Origin of the sequence: Pseudonocardia phyllosphaerae, assembly GCF_046546475.1 — a bacterium.
GTDB classification, from domain to species: domain Bacteria; phylum Actinomycetota; class Actinomycetes; order Mycobacteriales; family Pseudonocardiaceae; genus Pseudonocardia; species Pseudonocardia phyllosphaerae.
This window is the reverse complement of record NZ_JBKGXS010000004.1, coordinates 62,753-80,781: the sequence shown is the minus strand read 5'-3', so window position 1 is coordinate 80,781 and position 18,029 is coordinate 62,753. Positions and strand designations below refer to the sequence as shown.

The following is an 18,029-nucleotide window of genomic DNA, read 5'->3' as shown; positions in this document are numbered from 1 at the left end:
CGGTCAAGGGCCGGACGCGACGGCCTCGCGCAGGTGCTCCGCGGCCCACGACCGCAGCGACGTCGGCGTGGTGGTCGTCGCGTCCCGCGGTGGCTCGGGGGCGATGCCGTCGGTCAGCCCGGCGGCCATGCCGGCGACGGCGTCGACCTCGGGCGGGCTCATCCCGGCACCGGCGAGCATCGCGCGGAACTCGGCGTCGGGCAGGTGCACCGGGCGCACCGGGTGCCCGAGCACGCCGGTCAGCACGTCCGCCGCCTGCGCGAAGCAGAGGTCCTCGGGGCCGTGCACACCCTGGACGCTCCGGCCCGTCCACGCGGGGCCGAGCAGCCGCACGGCGGCCACGTCGCCGATGTCGCGCGGATCCACCCAGGGCAACGGATGGTCCAGCGGCCACGGCGTGGACAGCGTGCCGTCCGCGATCTCCGCCGCCGACATCAACAGGTTCGTCGTGAAGTAGCCGCAGCGCAGGTGCAGGACCGGTGCCCCGGTGGCGTCGAGCGCCTCCTCGGTCGCACCGAGCCCGTCGATGTCGCCGGTGCAGTGCCGCCGCTCCGCGCCGCCACTGCTCTGGAACACGGTGCCGCCGATCCCGTTCTCCCGGACGGCCGCGGCCACCACCTCCGCGCAGGCGGCGTGCTGCTCCATCGGATCCGAACCGGGCGGCCCCGGAGGGTTCACCCAGTACAGCCGGTCCGCCCCCGCCGTCGCGCGCAGGACGGCGTCGCCGTCGGTCTGGTCGGCCTGCGCCACCTCGACGAACCCGGTCAGGTCCGGCGGCAGCCGGGCCGGGTCGCGCACGAGGGCCACCGGTCGCACCCCGGCCTGCACCAGGAGCCGGAGCACCCGCGAGCCGACGTTCCCGGTCGGTGTCGTCACCACGATCCGCATGCAGGCACCGTGGCACGGACCCCTGACAGGAACGGTCAGCCGAGCCAGGGACGGGCGAACCGCTCCCAGGTGCCGTCGTCGAGGGCGGTGCGCAGCCACCCGTTGACGCGCTCGGTGAAGGCCGGGTCGCCGGGCGGGGTCAGGTACGCCTTCTGCGAGTCGGTGAACGGCTGGTCGGGGTGCACCGAGCACAGGACGCCCTTGTGCTGGGCGGCCTGCCAGCGGGTCTCGATCGCGTCGGTGACCATGAGGTCGGCGCGGCCGTCGGCGACGGCGTCGAAGATCGTGTTGTTGTCCGGGTAGGGCACGATCGTCGCCTTCGTCAGGTGCTCGCGGGCGAACCGCTCGTTGGTGCCGCCGGGGTTGACCACGGCCCGCACGCCGGGGCGGTCGATCTGCTCGACCGTGGAGTACCTCGCGACGTCCGGGCAGCGGACGATCGGGGTCTTCCCGTCGCGCAGGTAGGGGATCGTGAACGCGGCCTTCGCCGCGCGGTCGGGGGTCACCGACACCCCGCCGACGGCGATGTCGCAGCGCCCGGCGACGACGTCGTCGGTGAGGGTCTTCCAGGTCGTCGGCACCATGGTCACCTTCGCGTCGAGCTTCCCCGCGAGGTCGGCCGCCATGTCGACGTCGATGCCGCGCCAGGTTCCGCGGTCGAGGTGAGTGAGGGGGCGGTAGTCGCCGGTGGAGCAGACCCGCAGCTCGTGCGACCGCGCGATCCGGTCCAGTGTGGGTGACCCGGCGGAGGCGTCCGGTGCCGCGCCGCCGCAGCCGGTCAGCGCAGCGAGCAGCAGCAGGAGCACGAGTACGGCTGGGCATCGGCGCACGGCCGGACTCTAGGCGGTCGGCCGGGAGTCCGGGCTGCTCGGTGGTCCGCGGCTCTGCCCAGTGCCGTTCAGTGCCGTTCAGCGCCGGGGCAGCGGTGGCGTCGGGGACCGGTCGACCTCGGCGTCGGCGATGCTGCGGGCCAGCGCCTCGGCAGGCTCCGAGGCCCGCCGCCCCCGCAGCAGCACGACGTCGACCGGGCCCAGCTCGGGCAGCCCGGCCCTGGGCGGCAGCGGTTCGAGCCCGTCCGGGACGAGCGTGCCGGCGTGCGCGAGCACCCCGAGCCCGGCGAGGGCGGCGGCGCGCAGCCCGGACAGCGACCCGCTGGTGCAGGCCATCCGCCACGCGCGCCCTGCCGTCTCCAGCGCCCCGACGGCCTCGGTGCGCGACAGGCTCGGCGGGGGATAGGCCAGCAGCGGCACCGGGTCGTCGGGCCGGAGCCGGAATCCGGGTGCGGCCACCCAGACGAACCGGTCCCGCCGGACGACCGAGCGGCCGTCGTCCGGGCCGGGTGGGCGCTTGGCGTAGACCAGGTCCAGCTCGCCGTCGCCGAGGCCGCGTTCGAGCTGCGCGGCGAGCCCGACGGTCAGCTCGACGTCGACGTCGGGGTGGCGGTGCCGGAACTCGGCCAGCACCGCGGGCAGGCTGGCGAGCACCAGGTCCTCCGAGACACCGAACCGGACGCGGCCGTGCACCCGTGATGCCCGGAAGTGCGCGAGCGCGCGGTCGCCGGCGTCGAGGATGGTGGCCGCGAACGCGCGCATGGCCTCGCCGTCCGCGGTGAGGACGACGGTGTGGGTGTCCCGGTCCAGCAGCGGACGGTCCACCACCGCCTCCAGCTTCCGGACGTGCTGGCTGACCGTCGACTGGCCCAGTCCGAGGGCCCGGGCGGCGGCGGTGAAGCTGCGCAGCCGCGCGACCGCGGTGAACGAGCGCAGCAGTACCGGATCCAGCACCTCACCAGCGTAGACCGGTCATCACGTTCTACGCTGACACTCATCGTGGTGAGCCGGTTTCCGGATGGCAGCGGTGCGTCGAGAATCGGTGCCATGCGCGTCCGTCCCGATCCGTTCCTCGTCCTGCTGCTGGCCACCGTCGGGGTGGCGGCGCTGCTGCCGGCCCGCGGCGCGGTGGCCGACGGCGTCGACGTGGCCGTGACGGTCGCGATCGCGCTGCTGTTCTTCCTCTACGGAGCCCGGCTCTCCGCCGCCGAGGCGCTCGGCGGGCTGCGGAACTGGCGGCTCCATTCGACGGTGCTCGCTGCGACGTTCGTCGTCTTCCCCCTGCTCGGTCTGGCCGCACTTGCGCTGCCCCAATGGTTGCTGCCGACGTCGCTGGCCACCGGCGTGGTGTTCCTGTGCTGCCTGCCCTCGACGGTGCAGTCCTCGATCGCGTTCACCGGGATCGCCCGCGGCAACGTGCCGGCGGCGATCGTGGCCGCGTCGGTGTCGAACGTGCTCGGTGTCGTCGTGACCCCGCTGCTCGCGGCGCTGCTGCTGGCCACCAGCGGCGGCATCGACCTGTCGAGCATCGGCGACATCGCGCTGCGGCTGCTCGTCCCGTTCCTCGCGGGACAGTTGGCCCGGCCACTGGTGGGGGGCTGGGTGGCGCGGCACCGCAAGCGGCTCAACCTCGTCGACCGAGGCTCGATCCTGCTGGTCGTGTACTCGGCGTTCAGCGCGGGTGTGGTCGCCGGGACCTGGCGGGCGCTGACCCCGGTGTCGCTGGTGACGCTGCTGGCCGTCTGTGTGCTGCTGCTGGTGCTGGCACTCGTGATCACCGCGCTCGGTTCCCGCGCCCTCGGCTTCGACGCCGCGGACCGGATCGCGATCGTGTTCTGCGGGTCGAAGAAGTCGCTGGCCAGCGGCCTGCCGATCGCCGGTGTCCTGTTCGGCGGCCCGGCCGCGGCGATGGTCGTGCTGCCGGTGATGCTGTTCCACCAGATCCAGCTCATGGCCTGCGCGACGATCGCGAACCGGCTCGGCCGCCGCCGCGCACACCTCGATGAGGAGCCGACCCCGGGCGGCGGCCACGGCTGCGGCAGCATCACGGCGGTGACCACCACCGCGCCCACGGCCTGCAGGCTCTGCGGCTCCGCCCGTCCCGGCGACGCCGCCGGTGCGAGCGTGCTGGGCTGGGTCTCCGACCGCGACGAGCGGGGCCGCACGTCGTGGCTGTGCCCGGCCTGCGCCCGGCAGCACGTGCGCGACATCGAGTCCAAGCTCGACGTCGAGTGGTGGTGAGCAGAGCACGGTGCGGCGTCTCAGGTGCCGCTCAGCAGTTCCACCACCGGCGCCAGCGCCTCCGCCCCGCCCTCGGACACCGCGAAGTAGCCGGCCCCGAGCGTGTCGCGGCGGCGGCGCAGCTCGTCGGCCATCGCCGTCGGGGTCCCGCGTAGCCGCACCAGGCTGTCCGGGTCGGCGAGCGCCTCGGCCGCACCCGGTCCGGCCCAGCGCAGCATTTCTTCAGGCACGTCGTCGCCGACGGCGAACAGGTTCATCCCGATCTCCGGCTCGCGCCCGGCCGCGCGCACCACCGCCGCCATCGCGACGACCTCGTCCCGCGAGGTGGTGGGCCGGGCCGCGAGGAACACGGTGTCGGCGATCTCCGCAGCCGTCGCGAGCGCCTTCGGGCCGGACGCGGCCAGCACCACCGGGGTCGCCGGTGACCGTTCGCGCGTCGCGTCGACGGCGGCGCGCACCGCGGCCAGACGCTCCGCCCCCGTGCCCCAGGACATGCCGAGCGCCGCCGCCTCGTCGCGGGCGTCCGGACGGCCGGTGCCCAGGCCCAGCTCGAACCGTCCACCGGTGAGCGCGGTCAGCGACGTGGCCTGCCAGGCGACCGACGCCGGGGTCCGCAGCGGCGCAGCCAGCACGAACGGGCACACCCGCAGCGTCGGCGCCGCGGCCGCCGCCGTGGCCAGAGCGAGCAGCGGTTCGTGCGCCGGGAGGTTGTCCGGGGTGAGCAGGGTGGAGTAGCCGAGCTCGGCGACCCGGCGGGCCCGTGCGGTCCACGCGTCGCCGGAACCGTGCGCGGCCGCGATCACGCCGAACCGGAACGGGGCGCTCACCGGGCACCGGCCGGGCGCGTGGGCAGGGTGAGCGCGAACCCGAGCAGCATCAGCAGACCGCCGAACCGGCCGACCGGGACGAGCGGGTACAGAACGTCGGCGGCCAGGGAGAACACGCTCAGCAGCGCGAGCACGCCGATCACGATCCCGGCGACGGCGAGCGGGCGGGGGATCAGCCGCAACAGCAGCGCCGGTACGGCCAGGCCGAGCACGAGCAGCCCCATCGGCGCGGCGAACCCGGGCCCGCCGGCACCGAACCAGACCCAGGCCAGCGTCCGGGCGAGCGTGACATCGCCGAGCGAGACGGTCCGCGCCGCGACGAACGAGGCCAGTGCGCTCACCGACAGCGACGCCGCGGCGAGCACCGCACCCGCGTAGCCGATCAGCGGGCCGGGGACGGCGGCACCGAGGCGCTCCATCCGGCGCAGCGCGGTCGCGGCGTAGACGACCAGCGGGAACGCCGAACCGAACAGCAGCGCCGCGCCCAGGCCGAGAGTGCCGGGGTGGGCGAGGTCGTAGGCCAGGACCTCCGCCGGAGCCGTGTCCGGGCGCGGCCCGGCTCCCCCGAGCACCGCACCGGCGACGGTGAGCACCGTGAGCGCGGCGGCGGGGACGAGCAGCGGAGGGCCGCCGGTGGCGAGCGGGACGGGGCGGTCGGACGCGATGGTCGCCATGATCGTTCACCTCGATAGTCGTTACAGTACTGAACGATTATCTGTGTACACCGTTTGTCAACTGATACGGTCGAGCGGTGACGACGATCCCGCGCGCCGGTTCCGCGTTCCTGCTCGCCCAGATCGGGGCGCACGCCGCCGCCCGCTACGCCGAGCGGGTCGCCGCGCTGGACCTCACGCCGCCGCAGACCGGGCTGCTGCGCGCGGTCGCCGTCGAGCCGGGCCGCTCGCAGCAGGCCCTCGCCACGCACCTGGGTATGCCGGCCAGCCGGCTCGTCGCACTCGTCGACGGGCTCGCCGACCGGGACCTGCTGGAGCGTCGCCGCAACCCCGACGACCGGCGGCTGCACGCGCTGCACCTCACCGACGCGGGGGAGGCGATGCTGAGCCGGATCGGCCGGGTCGCGCACGCCCACGACGACGCCCTGCTCGCCGCCCTCGACGACACCGAGCGCGCCACCCTGCACCGGCTGCTCACCCGCATCGCCGACGACCAGGGCCTCACTCCCGGCGTGCACCCGGGCTACCGGCAGGTGTGACGCGGGGGCCGGGCATGAAGCCCGCGAACCAGTGCAGGGCCTGGTCGAGGTGATGGGGGGCGACCCAGTTCGCGGACGAGAGGTGCCGCTGGACGATGCAGCGGCGCGCGCTGCCGTCGTCCCATATGCAGGCTGATCTCGGTCTGCCGGTCGTCAGGCCGAGAGATGTCGCGGAAGCGTCCGGTGAGGGGTCCTCTATCTGGTGCCGGAGTCGCATCGTTGGTGTCGGGGCGCGGGCAGCACGGCGGCGAGTACCGCAACTGCGGTCATGAGCAGGGCCATCACCGCGAAGGCGGTGGAGAACGCGGCGATGAGCTCGGCCGGGTCGCCCTGCTCGAGGTGCCCAGTGCTGGTAGCCGCGGCGCCGACGGTGAGCAGGGCGGCGAGGCCGAGCGCTCCGCCCACCTGCTTGGTGCTGTTCATCAGACCGGAGGCGGCACCGGCGTCGTCGCCGGCGACTCCGGAGGTGACCAGGGTGGTCAGCGGGGTGTTGAGCAACCCGCAGCCAACCGACATGACCACCGCGGGTCCGAGGACCCCGGACAGGTAGGTGTCGGTGGGGGCGATACGGCTCTGCCACCAGAACCCGGCCGCGGCCAGCAGCGAGCCGGCCGCGAGTAGCGTGCGGGCGGGTATGCGGGCCATGAGCCGTGGGGCGAGCCAGGCGCCGACCAGGACGGTGACCAGGGTATGGGGCAGGAACCCGAGCCCGGTATCCAGCGCGGACAGGTGCAAGCTCAGTTGCATGTAGAGCGAGAGGAAGTACCACATCGGCATCAGGGTCACCCCGGCCAGCAGCATCGCTACGTTACCGACGATGATCGCGCGCAGGCGGAACAGTCGTAGCGGCACCAGTGGGGTAGGCGACCACCAGCCCTCGTCGGCGACGAACACAGCGAGTCCGACGACGGCCACTGCGAGCGCGGCCAGGGTTGTCGACGAACTCCAGCCGCGTGCGTGTGCGCCGGAGACGGCGAAGGTCAGCGCGACCAGGCCGACGGTAGCGGCCACGGCACCGGGCATGTCGAGACGCCGCGTCGGCTCACCGCCGTCGGCGCCATAGCCGGGGGTCCTGCGGGACTCGCTCCGGTCGCCGGTCAGCGCGCGGGCGGCGAGCAGCAGCGCGATTGCGCCGATCGGAAGATTGATCAGCAGGGTGGCCCGCCAGGTCAGGTACTCGGTCAGGACCCCGCCGAGCAGGCTGCCTGCGGCGCCCCCGGCAGAAGCCAGCGCGGTCCAGATCGCCAGTGCCCGCACCCGTCGTGGCCCCTCGGTGAAAGTCGTGGTCAGGATCGTCAGGCTGGCCGGGGCCAGCACCGCGGCACCGAGGGCCTGCACTCCGCGCGAGATCACCAGCATCGCCGGAGAGACGGCCAGGCCACCGGCCACGCTGGCCGCGGTGAACACCAGCAAGCCGGCGAGAAACACGCGACGCCGCCCGTACAGGTCGGCTAGGCGCCCACCGAGCAGTAGAAACCCAGCGAACACCAGCGCGTAGCTCGTGACCACCCACTGCAGACCGGTCGGATCGAATCCCAGCCCGGCCTGGATCGCAGGCAGTGCCACGTTCACGACCGAGGCGTCGAGGACGACCATGAACTCAGCAGCGCACGACACCACCAGCACAAGCCACACCCCTGCCGCCCGGCCGGGGGCGCTGTTGGCCCGAGAGATGTCCGCGTTGTCGGTCCCCGATTCATCCACAGTTGCTCGCCTTCCGTCCGGCGCAGAGCCGCGATCCACAACCGACAACAAATCGATGTGGCCGCATCGGAGTACCGTCGCGTCGACGATAGAAGAATCTGCTGTACTGGTCAAAACGATGGGCTCACATCGAGGAGGTGCAGGGGTGGCCCGGACGCGCGGTACTGGTGCGGCACACGAGCAGCGTCGCAGCGAGGTGATCGATGCGGTTCTGTCCGTGGCCGCGGCGCGCGGGGTGTCGGCGGTGTCGCAAGCCAGCGTGGCCGCCGCGGCGGGAGTCTCTCCCGGGCGAGTGCAGCACTACTTCCCGACCATGACCGACCTGCTGGGCGCCGCGTTCGAGCGTGTCAACGCCGCCAGCACCGCCCGGATCACCGAGAACCTCGGAGGTGACCAACACGCTGCCGAGCCGCGAGACGTCCTGAGCGTGGTACTCACCGACCTGATCCCACACGACGAAGCGAGCCGGGCGCACGTGCAGTTTCGGCAGTCGTTCACCGCGCTGGCGCTACATCACGACGACATCGCCGCCCGACTACGCGAACAGTATCGCCGCCTACATCAGCACGATCTCTCCGAGTTGGTCTGCCGCGACCAGCGCGCCGGCGCTATCGATCCGGATATCGCTCCCGAGACCGCGGCAACCAGCCTGGCTGCGCTGGCCGAAGGCCTGGCCTACTATGTCCTCATCGGTGTCATCACCGCAGACAGCGCCCGCGCTCAGATCCTCGGTGCCGTCGCCGCGCTGTACCAATCCCCAGACGCCGGCGGGTGACCACAGGTCAGCGGCCGTAGACAGATCGCGGAACATATGTTCGGGACTGCGAATCCCGCGACGGTCCATGCGAGGTGCGCCGGGTCCTCGAGGTCGCCAGTAGCAGGAGGTAGGACTCCCGATGAGCGATGCCGTTCTGGTGCTGGGGCGCTGGCGGGTCGGAGCACCCGAGCAGCAAGCCGACGCAATCGACGCCGCAGTTGCGGCCTGGAACACCGTGGGATGGCCGCCCGGCTTGGAGTCCTACACCGCCATCGCCGCCGAGGACGGGACGAGGGTGCTGCACCTGTCGCACTGGCGCAACGACCGCGCAGCCCGCGGGTTCACCGCAACGGCCAAGAATCAGTGGGCCGCTGCGGTCGACGAGGTTGCACCCGGTGTCCAGCGCCTCGGGGTAGAGGTCTATCGCGTCTACGATGGCGTCCAAGTGGCCGACACCACGACCGGTTGTCTGGTTCTGGTCGATATCGATTCCGACGACTCTGCCTCGGCCCACCGGTGGATGGACGCCATGCTCGCGCTTGGCCGACGGCGGGAATCTGCCCCGGGAATGCTTTCGGCGACCTTCTACCTCAGCGTGTCCGGATCCCGGGTGCTCAACGTGGCCGAGTGGAGCGACACGGCCTCCCACCAGGCGATGACCACTGCCTCCCGCAGCGCCGCCGCCGATGACCTCATAAGCGGCTCCGCCGGTGCCCGCCCGGTCGGGTTCACCCGCAGCAGGTCGTGGCGGACCATTACCGACAGCATGCCTGAATCAGCTCGCGCGTGACGGTCCCGGCACCCAGTCGGTGGATCTTGGTGAGCTGAACTCACCATGCACCGCCGGATGTGACGCGGCCCGGCGCCGGTCAGGAATCCCCAGGCACCCGCGGACGTTCGGCATCGTGAGTAGCTTCCGACACCGCAGGTAGGTTTGACCGCATGGAGACCTGGGCCCCGACCGACGTCCCGGCACTGGAGGGCAGCGGACCTCCGCTGCGCCTCTACGACACCGCCACGGCCCGGGTCCGCCCGACCGCACCGGGTGAGACCGCGACGATGTACGTCTGCGGGATCACCCCCTACGACGCGACGCACCTGGGCCACGCGGCCACCTACCTGGCGTTCGACCTGGTCAACCGGTACTGGCGCGACCTCGGCCACGACGTGCACTACGTCCAGAACGTGACCGACATCGACGAGCCGCTGCTCGAGCGTGCCGAGCGCGACCAGGACGACTGGGTCGTGCTCGGGCTGCGCGAGACGGCGCTGTTCCGCGAGGACATGGAGGCGCTGCGGGTGCTGCCCCCGCGCCAGTTCGTCGGCGCGGTCGAGGCGATCCCGGAGATCGCCGAGCTCGTCGAGAAGCTCGTGGCCTCCGGCGCGGCCTACCGGCTCGACGACCCGGAGTACCCGGACGTCTACCAGGACATCGAGGCCACCGGGCACTTCGGCTACGAGTCGAACTACGACCTGGACACGATGCTGCAGTTCTCCCGTGAGCGCGGTGGCGACCCGGACCGCCCGGGCAAGCGCCACCCGCTCGATCCGCTGCTGTGGCGTCTGGCGCGCCCGGGCGAGCCGTCCTGGGAGTCGGGCCTCGGAGCAGGCCGCCCGGGCTGGCACGTCGAGTGCGCGGCGATCGGGCTGAACCGGCTCGGCCCGCAGGTCGACCTCAACGGCGGCGGCTCGGACCTGATCTTCCCGCACCACGAGTGCGGTGCGCTGCACGCCGAGTCGCTGACCGGCGAGCACCCGTTCGCCCGGCACTACGTGCACACCGGCATGATCGGGCTCGACGGCGAGAAGATGTCCAAGTCCAAGGGCAACCTGGTGTTCGTGTCCAAGCTGCGCAACGCCGGCGTCGACCCGAACATCATCCGGGTCGCCCTGCTCGACGGGCACTACCGCACCGACCGCTCCTGGGACGACGACGTGCACGCCACGGGGGAGAAGCGGGTCGCGCGCTGGCGCGAGGCCGTCGACCTCGACACCGGCCCGGACGGCGCCGAGCTGGTCACGAAGCTGCGCACCCACATCGCCGACGACCTGGACACCCCGGGCGCGCTGGCCGCCGTCGACGCGTGGGTCGACGAGGCGCTCACCCGCCGCGGCACCGACCCCGCGGCGCCGGGACAGGTGCGGGCCGCGCTCGACGCGCTGCTGGGCGTGCGGCTCTGACCGTGCAGCCTCTGAGAGGCTGTAGCGCATGGCGCAGAACGTGCTGGGCGGCGAGCTGGAGTCCTGCTCGACCGACCCGATGACCGGCTTCTACCGCAACGGGTGCTGCGACACCGGCGGAGAGGACGCGGGCGTGCACACGGTGTGCGCCCGCGTCACCGCGGAGTTCCTGGACTTCTCCCGCGAGCAGGGCAACGACCTGTCGACCCCGCGCCCGCAGTTCGGGTTCGCCGGACTGGTGCCCGGCGACCGGTGGTGCCTGTGCGCGAGCCGCTGGGCCGAGGCGCTGCGCGAGGGCGCCGCGCCGCCGGTGGTCCTGGAGGCCACGCACGCGCGCACCCTGGAGTGGGTCGACCTCGAGGACCTGAAGGCGCACGCCGTCCCGCGCTGAGGCACGGGCCGGCGTGCGACCGGCTCACGGTGTCAGGACGTCACGGAATCAGGAATCGGGGCCGCCGCGGCGGCGCAGGTACCGCTCGAAGTCCGCGGCGATCGTGTCGCCGGAGGTGTCGCGCAGCTCGGCCGCGGTCTCCTCGGCCTCGGTCTCCGACGCCTGCTCCTCCAGCTGGCGGACGTACTCGCGGACCTCGTCGTCGGCGTCGGCCATCTCCGAGACGGTCCGCTCCCACTCCTCGGCCTTCTCCGGCAGCGACCCCAGCGGCACCTCGACGTCGAGGGCCTCCTCGATCCGGTGCAGCAGCGCGACGGCGGCCTTGGGCACCTGCGCCTGCGAGACGTAGTGCGGCACCTCGGCCCAGTAGGACAGCGCCGGGATCCCGGCCTGCACGCAGGCCTGCTGGAACACCGCGACGATCCCGGTGGGGCCCTCGTAGTTCGAGGGTTCGATGCCCATCTCCTTGAGCGACTCGGCGTCCCATGCCGTGCCGTTCACCGGGGTCGGCCGGGTGTGCGGCACCTCGGTCAGCAGCGCCCCCAATGTGATGACCTTCGTCACTCCCAGGCGCTCCGCGTGGCCGACCAGCTCGGCGCAGAACGAGCGCCACCGCAGGTTCGGCTCGATCCCGTTCACGAGCACGACGTGCCGGTCGGTGCCGGGCAGGGTCGCCCAGGACAGCCGGGTGGTCTGCCACTCGATGTTGCGGGTCACCCCGCCGGCGAGTTTCACGTGCGGCCGGGTGACCTGGAAGTCGTAGTACTCCTCGGGATCGATCGAGGTCAGAGGCTCGGCGTCCCAGCTGAGCTCCAGGTGCTCCAGTGCGGTGCTCGCGGCCTCGCCTGCGTCGTTCCAGCCCTCGAACGATGCGATGAGGACCGGATCGACCAGGGCGGGGGGCTCACCGCTGCCCGTGGTGCTCGGCTCTCGGTCGGTCATCGCCCCAGCCTACGACTTCGGTCCCGCCGAACCCCGCCGTACACGGCAGCCGGAGGCACTTCGGACCCGAGGCTTCACACATGAGCAGGTAACGTGGCGCAGCGTGTCATCTACGACGGGAGCGGATCACGCGGTGAGCACCTCTTCGGAAGGCGACATCCCCCGGGGGCAGGCCGACCACGAGCGGGTCGCGCACGCACAGAAGAAGACTCAGCAGCTCCGAGAGCTGCTGGACACGCGCATCGGCGTCATCGACGGCGCGTGGGGGACGGTCATCCAGGGGCTGGGTCTGTCGGCCGAGGACTACCAGGCGGACTGGCTGGAGGGTCATCACAAGGACACCAACGGTGACCCGGACCTGCTGAACCTCACCCGTCCGGACCTGATCCTGCAGGCGCACCGTGACTACTTCGACGCCGGTGCCGACCTGACCACGACCAACACCTTCACCGCGACGACGATCGGCCAGGCCGACTACGGCCTGGAGTCCAAGGTCGTCGAGATGAACGTCGAGGCCGCGAAGCTCGCCCGGACCGCCGCCGACGAGGCCGAGGAGGCCACCGGCGAGCCCAAGTGGGTCGCCGGCTCCATCGGGCCGCTGAACGTGACGCTGTCGCTGTCGCCGAAGGTCGAGGATCCCGCGTACCGCGCCGTCACCTACCAGGACGTCTACGACTCCTACGCCGAGCAGATCGCCGCGCTCGACCAGGGTGGCGTCGACATCCTGCTGATCGAGACGATCTTCGACACGCTGAACTCGAAGGCCGCGCTGCACGCCGCGCACGACGTCGCGCCGCACCTGCCGGTCTGGATCTCGGTCACGATCGTCGACCGGTCGGGCCGCACGCTGTCCGGGCAGACCGTCGACGCGTTCTGGACCTCGATCGCGCACGCCGAGCCGCTGGTCGTCGGCCTGAACTGCGCGCTGGGCGCCGACGAGATGCGCCCGCACGCCGTCGCGATGTCGGAGATCAGCGACACCTACGTCGCGACCTACCCCAACGCCGGCCTGCCGAACGCGTTCGGCGGCTACGACGAGCGCCCCGAGCAGACCGCGGAGTACCTGCGCGAGTTCGCCGACTCCGGCCTGGTCAACATCGTCGGCGGCTGCTGCGGCACCGGCCCGGAGCACATCCGGCACATCGCGGACAAGGTCAAGGGCCTGCCGCCGCGCACCCCGGTCGAGCCGAGCCACCGGACCCGGTTCTCCGGCCTGGAGCGCTTCGAGATCGGCCCGGACACCGGCTTCGTGATGATCGGTGAGCGGACCAACGTCACCGGCTCCAAGCGGTTCCGCAGGCTCATCGAGTCCAAGGACTACAACGGGGCGCTCGACGTCGCCCTGGACATGGTCCGCGGCGGCGCGAACATGCTCGACGTCAACATGGACGCCGACCTGCTCGAGTCCGCCGAGGAGATGACGACGTTCCTGAACCTGCTGGCCACCGAGCCGGAGGTCGCCAAGTGGCCGATCATGATCGACAGCTCGCGCTGGTCGGTCGTCGAGGCCGGGCTGCGGTGCGTGCAGGGCAAGGGGATCGTCAACTCCATCAGCCTCAAGGAGGGTGAGGAGGAGTTCCTCGAGCGGGCCCGCATCGTGCGCTCGTTCGGCGCGGGCGTCGTGGTCATGGCCTTCGACGAGAGCGGCCAGGCCGACACCGCGCAGCGCAAGGTCGAGATCTGCGAGCGCGCGTACAAGCTGCTGGTCGACGAGATCGGGTTCCCGCCCGAGGACATCGTGTTCGACCCGAACGTCCTGGCCATCGCGACCGGCATGTCCGAGCACGCCGACTACGCCAAGGACTTCATCGAGGCCTGCCCGCAGATCAAGGAGCGCTGCCCGGGCACGCACATCTCCGGCGGTGTGTCGAACCTGTCGTTCTCCTTCCGCGGCAACAACGTGGTGCGCGAGGCGATGGACTCGGCGTTCCTCTACCACGCGATCAAGGCCGGCCTGGACATGGGCATCGTCAACGCCGGCCAGCTGGTCGTCTACCAGGACATCGAGCCCGAGCTGCTCGAGATGGTCGAGGACGTGCTGTTCAACCGGCGCGAGGACGCCACCGACCGCCTGGTCGAGGCCGCGGACCGGTTCAAGGGCGAGGGCACCCAGCGCAAGCAGGACCTGTCCTGGCGGGAGAACGACGTCTCCGCGCGCCTCGAGCACGCGCTGGTGCACGGCATCGTGGACTTCGTCGAGGAGGACACCGAGGAGGCGCGGCAGCAGGCCGACAAGCCGCTGCACGTCATCGAGGGCCCGCTGATGGACGGCATGAAGGTCGTCGGCGACCTGTTCGGCGACGGCAAGATGTTCCTGCCGCAGGTCGTGAAGTCCGCCCGCGTGATGAAGCGCGCCGTGGCCTACCTCGAGCCCTTCATGGAGAAGGAGAAGGAGGAGGCCAAGGCCCGCGGGGAGATCGACTCCCGCGGCAACGGCAAGGTCGTCATGGCCACGGTCAAGGGCGACGTGCACGACATCGGCAAGAACATCGTCGGCGTCGTGCTGGGCTGCAACAGCTACGAGGTCATCGACCTCGGCGTGATGGTCCCGGCGCAGACGATCCTCGACACCGCCGTGGCCGAGGGCGCCGACGTCGTCGGGCTCTCCGGGCTGATCACCCCGTCGCTGGACGAGATGGTCGGCGTGGCCGCGGAGATGGAGCGGCGCGGGCTCAAGCTGCCGCTGCTCATCGGCGGTGCGACGACCTCGCGCCAGCACACCGCGGTCAAGATCGCCCCCGAGTACGACGCCAACGTGCTGCACGTGCTCGACGCCTCCCGCGTCGTCGGGGTGGTCTCCGACTTGCTCGACGACGACCGCGCCGACGCGCTGCGCAAGCGCAACGACGAGGACCAGGAACGGCTGCGCGAGCAGCACGCCAACCGCGAGTCCAAGCCGCTGCTGGCGTTCGAGGACGCCGTCGCCAACCGCGAGCAGGTCTCCTTCGACGACCTGCCCGTGCCGGAGTTCACCGGTACCCGGGAGCTCGCGCCGAGCATCGCCGAGCTCCGCGAGCTGATCGACTGGCAGTTCCTGTTCCTGGCCTGGGAGCTGAAGGGCAAGTTCCCGCAGATCCTGAACTCCCCGGTCGCCAAGGAGCTCTACGACGACGCCAACGCGATGATGGACGAGATCATCGCCGGGGACCGCTTCACCGCGAAGGGCGTCTACGGCTTCTGGCCCGCCCACGCCGAGGGCGAGGACATCGTGATCTCGCCGGACACCGATGACGTGCGGCTGCCGATGCTGCGCCAGCAGACCAAGAAGCCCGAGGGCCGCGCCAACCGCAGCCTGGCCGACTACGTGGCGCCCTCCGGGGACCACCTGGGCGCGTTCGCGGTGTCGATCCACGGCGCCGAGGAGATGGCCAAGGAGTACGAGGACGCCCTCGACGACTACCGGGCGATCATGGTGAAGGCGCTGGCCGACCGGCTGGCCGAGGCCTTCGCCGAGTACGCGCACCTGCAGGCCCGCCGCGAGTGGTTCGAGCCCGACGCCGACCAGCCGCTCGAGGAGCTGCTCGCGGAGAAGTTCCGCGGTATCCGCCCGGCGTTCGGCTACCCGGCCTGCCCGGACCACACGCTCAAGCGGCCGCTGTTCGACCTGCTCGGCGCGGACGACCTGGGTATCGCGCTCACCGAGTCCTACGCGATGACTCCGGCCGCCGCGGTCAGCGGCATGATGTTCCAGAACCCCGAGTCCAGGTACTTCACCGTCGGGCGCATCGGCAAGGACCAGGTCGGCGACTACGCAGGCCGCCTCGACCAGGACGTGGAGTACGTGGAGAAGTGGCTGCGCCCGAACCTGGGGTACACGCCGTGACCGGGGCTCCCGTGGCCCTGCGGGGCGTCCTGCTCGACATGGACGGCACGCTCGTCGACTCGGAGAAGGTGTGGGAGGTCGCGCTCAACGACCTCATGAAGCACCTCGGGGCGCCGCCGCTGTCCACCGAGGCCCGCCGGGAGTCCGTCGGCGGATCGCTGGACTCCTCGCTGCGGATCTGCTTCCGCGAGGCCGGGCGCGACCCGGCCGCGGTGCCCGCCGGGGAGTACCGCCAGGCGGGGGAGTGGCTCTACGACCGTGCCGGTGAGCTGTTCGGCCAGGGCGTCGACTGGCGGCCTGGCGCGTTGGAGCTGCTCACCGCGCTGCGCGCCGAGGGCATCCCGGCCGCACTGGTCACCAACACCATCCGGGTGCTGGCCGACCGCGCGCTGGTGACGATGGGGCACGAGAACTTCGCCGCCGTCGTCTGCGGGGACGAGGTGTCCGATCCCAAGCCCGGCGCCGAGCCGTACCGGCGCGGGGCCGAGCTGCTCGGGCTCGACCCGGCCGAGTGCGTCGCGGTCGAGGACTCGCCGACCGGGGCGCTGGCGGCCGAGCGGGCCGGCTGCGCCGTGCTCGTCGTGCCGTGCGAGCTGGACGTGCCCGCGGGCCCGCGACGCGTGCAGCGCGACACCCTCGACGGCGTCGGGCCGGCCGAGCTGGCCGCGATCCTGGCCGAGGTGACCGCCCGGGCCTGACCGGGCGTCACCCACACGAGCGGCCGGATCACCGCGACGAACGGCCGCCGGCTGTCCTGCGGGTCACCAGGCAGCCACTGCGGGTGAACCACCCGCCGACGTCGCCCGCCCGCACGGCTCCACGGCCCCGGGTGGCTGCGCGCCGCGTTCCGGGGACCCTTCACACTGGTGGTGAAAGGGGTCGATGCACGTGAAGACATTCGACGGCTTGTTCGCCGAGCTCTCGGCCAAGGCGCAGGAGCGCCCGGCCGGGTCGGGAACCGTCGCCGCACTGGACGCCGGGGTGCACGCCCAGGGCAAGAAGGTGCTCGAGGAGGCCGGCGAGGTGTGGATCGCCGCCGAGTACGAGAGCGACGAGTCCCTCGCCGAGGAGATCTCACAGCTCCTCTACCGGCTGCAGGTGATCATGCTCCAGCGTGGCCTGGGCCTCGAGGACGTCTACAAGCACCTGTAGCGCGCCGCACCCGTCACGACCCGACCGACGACCGCACCGAACGATTCAGGAGAGCGTCATGCTCCGCGTGGCACTGCCGAACAAGGGCACCCTGGCCGAGCCCGCCGCGACGATGATGCGCGAGGCCGGATACCGCCAGCGGACCGACTCGCGTGACCTCAGCATCGTCGACGAGGGCAACGGCATCGAGTTCTTCTACCTGCGGCCCAAGGACATCGCGACCTACGTCGGCAAGGGCGACCTGCACCTGGGCGTGACCGGCTTCGACCTCATGGAGGAGTCCGGCAGCCAGACCCAGGAGCTCATCGCGCTGGGCTTCGGCAAGTCGCGCTTCCAGTTCGCCGCCCCGGTGGACAACGACTGGAAGCTCGAGGACCTCGACGGCCGCAAGATCGCCACGTCGTACCCGCGGCTGGTCCGGTCCTACCTGTCGGGCAAGCGGATCGGCGCCGAGATCGTGAAGCTCGACGGTGCCGTGGAGATCTCCATCCAGCTCGGGCTGGCCGACGCGATCGCCGACGTCGTGTCCTCGGGCCGGACGCTGCGCCAGCACGGCCTGGAGGTCATCGGCGAGCCGATCGCCACCTCGCAGGCGACGCTGATCGAGCGCGAGAAGCGCCCGGACCGCACCGAGGACCCCGAGATCGACGGCGTCAAGAAGGTCTTCGCGGAGCGGCTGCGCGGCGTCGTGCTCGCCCGCGAGTACCTGATGATGGACTTCGACTGCCACGAGGACCTGCTGCCCCAGGTGGAGAAGGTGGCCCCGGGCCTGCAGGCGCCGACGGTGTCGCCGCTGCGCAAGCAGGGCTGGGTCGCGGTCCGCACGATGGTGCCGACCAAGGACACCAACCGGGTCATGGACCAGCTCGCGACGATCGGCGCGACGGCCATCCTGACCTCGGAGATCCGGTCCTGCCGCGCGATGATGGCGCCGCGGACCGACGAGGGCTGAGCGAGCCTCCGGGGCACCGTCTCGGGCGTCCCGCCGAACCTCTCCCCAGCGCCGGCCGGCCCGGTCCCGACACCCTCGGGGCCGGGCCGTCGCGGTGTCCGGGGCCGGCAGCCCCGTGACCCGGGTGG

Annotated in this window: 16 protein-coding genes and 1 pseudogene; 10 read left to right on the top strand and 7 right to left on the bottom strand. The window is 71.9% G+C overall.

The genetic code is table 11. The features are described from left to right. Window positions 1-3 precede the first annotated feature (3 nt). From ACLE50_RS10870 to ACLE50_RS10860, 3 genes are all read right to left on the bottom strand, one after another. The gene (locus ACLE50_RS10870; protein ID WP_410943334.1) at window positions 4-888 is read right to left on the bottom strand and encodes an NmrA family NAD(P)-binding protein; all 885 of its coding nucleotides are present in this window, start codon (window positions 886-888) and stop codon (window positions 4-6) included. 35 nt (window positions 889-923) lie between these two features. Then, window positions 924-1,718, bottom strand: coding sequence for a transporter substrate-binding domain-containing protein (locus ACLE50_RS10865; RefSeq protein WP_410943333.1), 795 nt, complete (start codon window positions 1,716-1,718; stop codon window positions 924-926). Window positions 1,719-1,796: 78 nt separating this feature from the next. Continuing rightward, window positions 1,797-2,672 carry a LysR family transcriptional regulator gene (locus ACLE50_RS10860; protein ID WP_410943332.1) on the bottom strand — a complete coding sequence of 292 codons (876 nt, stop codon included), beginning with the start codon at window positions 2,670-2,672 and terminating at the stop codon, window positions 1,797-1,799. Window positions 2,673-2,765: 93 nt separating this feature from the next. Between ACLE50_RS10860 and ACLE50_RS10855 the strand changes: the two are divergent. Continuing rightward, a pseudogene (locus ACLE50_RS10855) lies at window positions 2,766-3,707 on the top strand (bile acid:sodium symporter family protein); the annotation flags it as partial. 272 nt (window positions 3,708-3,979) lie between these two features. On the opposite strand, the gene ACLE50_RS10850 reads toward ACLE50_RS10855, so the two are convergent. Together ACLE50_RS10850 and ACLE50_RS10845 are read right to left on the bottom strand one after the other, a co-directional pair. After that, complete coding sequence (locus ACLE50_RS10850) at window positions 3,980-4,786, bottom strand: LLM class flavin-dependent oxidoreductase (RefSeq protein WP_410943331.1); 807 nt, start codon at window positions 4,784-4,786, stop codon at window positions 3,980-3,982. Beyond that, the gene (locus tag ACLE50_RS10845) at window positions 4,783-5,460 is read right to left on the bottom strand and encodes a DUF4386 domain-containing protein (RefSeq protein ID WP_410943330.1); all 678 of its coding nucleotides are present in this window, start codon (window positions 5,458-5,460) and stop codon (window positions 4,783-4,785) included. Before ACLE50_RS10845 ends, ACLE50_RS10850 begins: the two co-directional genes overlap by 4 nt. A gap of 77 nt (window positions 5,461-5,537) precedes the next feature. Here ACLE50_RS10845 and ACLE50_RS10840 point away from each other — a divergent pair, with 77 nt between their 5' ends. Then, complete coding sequence (locus ACLE50_RS10840; protein WP_410943329.1) at window positions 5,538-5,999, top strand: MarR family winged helix-turn-helix transcriptional regulator; 462 nt, start codon at window positions 5,538-5,540, stop codon at window positions 5,997-5,999. 195 nt (window positions 6,000-6,194) lie between these two features. On the opposite strand, the gene ACLE50_RS10835 is transcribed toward ACLE50_RS10840, so the two are convergent. Next, the gene (locus tag ACLE50_RS10835) at window positions 6,195-7,625 is read right to left on the bottom strand and encodes an MFS transporter (RefSeq protein WP_410943328.1); all 1,431 of its coding nucleotides are present in this window, start codon (window positions 7,623-7,625) and stop codon (window positions 6,195-6,197) included. 223 nt (window positions 7,626-7,848) lie between these two features. Here ACLE50_RS10835 and ACLE50_RS10830 point away from each other — a divergent pair, with 223 nt between their 5' ends. The 4 genes from ACLE50_RS10830 to ACLE50_RS10815 all read left to right on the top strand — a co-directional run bounded on the left by ACLE50_RS10830 (window position 7,849) and on the right by ACLE50_RS10815 (window position 11,032). Beyond that, window positions 7,849-8,478, top strand: a complete 630-nt coding sequence (locus ACLE50_RS10830) for a TetR family transcriptional regulator C-terminal domain-containing protein (RefSeq protein ID WP_410943327.1) — start codon at window positions 7,849-7,851, stop codon at window positions 8,476-8,478. Window positions 8,479-8,599: 121 nt separating this feature from the next. Continuing rightward, a complete protein-coding gene (locus ACLE50_RS10825; protein ID WP_410943326.1) occupies window positions 8,600-9,250 on the top strand; it encodes a hypothetical protein in 651 nt (216 codons plus the stop codon). 152 nt (window positions 9,251-9,402) lie between these two features. Continuing rightward, window positions 9,403-10,641: a cysteine--1-D-myo-inosityl 2-amino-2-deoxy-alpha-D-glucopyranoside ligase gene (gene mshC / locus ACLE50_RS10820; RefSeq protein WP_410943325.1), complete on the top strand. Its 1,239-nt coding sequence runs from the start codon at window positions 9,403-9,405 to the stop codon at window positions 10,639-10,641. 28 nt (window positions 10,642-10,669) lie between these two features. Beyond that, on the top strand, window positions 10,670-11,032 hold the full coding sequence (locus tag ACLE50_RS10815; RefSeq protein WP_410943324.1) for a DUF2237 family protein: 363 nt from the start codon (window positions 10,670-10,672) through the stop codon (window positions 11,030-11,032). Between the two features lie 48 nt (window positions 11,033-11,080). Here the strand turns inward: ACLE50_RS10815 and ACLE50_RS10810 are convergent, their stop codons facing one another. Then, window positions 11,081-11,974 (bottom strand): PAC2 family protein, encoded by an 894-nt coding sequence (locus ACLE50_RS10810; RefSeq protein ID WP_410943323.1) that lies wholly within the window; start codon window positions 11,972-11,974, stop codon window positions 11,081-11,083. A 157-nt stretch (window positions 11,975-12,131) separates the two neighbouring features. Here ACLE50_RS10810 and metH point away from each other — a divergent pair, with 157 nt between their 5' ends. The 4 genes from metH (at window position 12,132) to hisG (ending at window position 17,901) form a co-directional block, all read left to right on the top strand. Beyond that, window positions 12,132-15,797 carry a methionine synthase gene (gene metH / locus ACLE50_RS10805; protein WP_410943571.1) on the top strand — a complete coding sequence of 1,222 codons (3,666 nt, stop codon included), beginning with the start codon at window positions 12,132-12,134 and terminating at the stop codon, window positions 15,795-15,797. Continuing rightward, window positions 15,794-16,495, top strand: a complete 702-nt coding sequence (locus ACLE50_RS10800) for an HAD family hydrolase (RefSeq protein WP_410943322.1) — start codon at window positions 15,794-15,796, stop codon at window positions 16,493-16,495. Before metH ends, ACLE50_RS10800 begins: the two co-directional genes overlap by 4 nt. Window positions 16,496-16,685: 190 nt before the next feature. After that, window positions 16,686-16,949 (top strand): phosphoribosyl-ATP diphosphatase, encoded by a 264-nt coding sequence (locus ACLE50_RS10795; protein WP_410943321.1) that lies wholly within the window; start codon window positions 16,686-16,688, stop codon window positions 16,947-16,949. 58 nt (window positions 16,950-17,007) lie between these two features. Further along, window positions 17,008-17,901 carry an ATP phosphoribosyltransferase gene (hisG, locus tag ACLE50_RS10790; protein WP_410943320.1) on the top strand — a complete coding sequence of 298 codons (894 nt, stop codon included), beginning with the start codon at window positions 17,008-17,010 and terminating at the stop codon, window positions 17,899-17,901. Window positions 17,902-18,029: the final 128 nt, after the last annotated feature.

What these genes read in the sequence shown, in the direction of transcription:
- hisG (WP_410943320.1), top strand. Translation starts at nt 17,008, where the DNA reads ATGCTCCGCGTGGCACTGCCGAACAAGGGCACCCTGGCCGAGCCCGCC.
- ACLE50_RS10825 (WP_410943326.1), top strand. Translation starts at nt 8,600, where the DNA reads ATGAGCGATGCCGTTCTGGTGCTGGGGCGCTGGCGGGTCGGAGCACCC.
- ACLE50_RS10845 (WP_410943330.1), bottom strand. Translation starts at nt 5,460, where the DNA reads ATGGCGACCATCGCGTCCGACCGCCCCGTCCCGCTCGCCACCGGCGGC.
- ACLE50_RS10870 (WP_410943334.1), bottom strand. Translation starts at nt 888, where the DNA reads ATGCGGATCGTGGTGACGACACCGACCGGGAACGTCGGCTCGCGGGTG.
- mshC (WP_410943325.1), top strand. Translation starts at nt 9,403, where the DNA reads ATGGAGACCTGGGCCCCGACCGACGTCCCGGCACTGGAGGGCAGCGGA.
- ACLE50_RS10815 (WP_410943324.1), top strand. Translation starts at nt 10,670, where the DNA reads ATGGCGCAGAACGTGCTGGGCGGCGAGCTGGAGTCCTGCTCGACCGAC.
- ACLE50_RS10810 (WP_410943323.1), bottom strand. Translation starts at nt 11,974, where the DNA reads ATGACCGACCGAGAGCCGAGCACCACGGGCAGCGGTGAGCCCCCCGCC.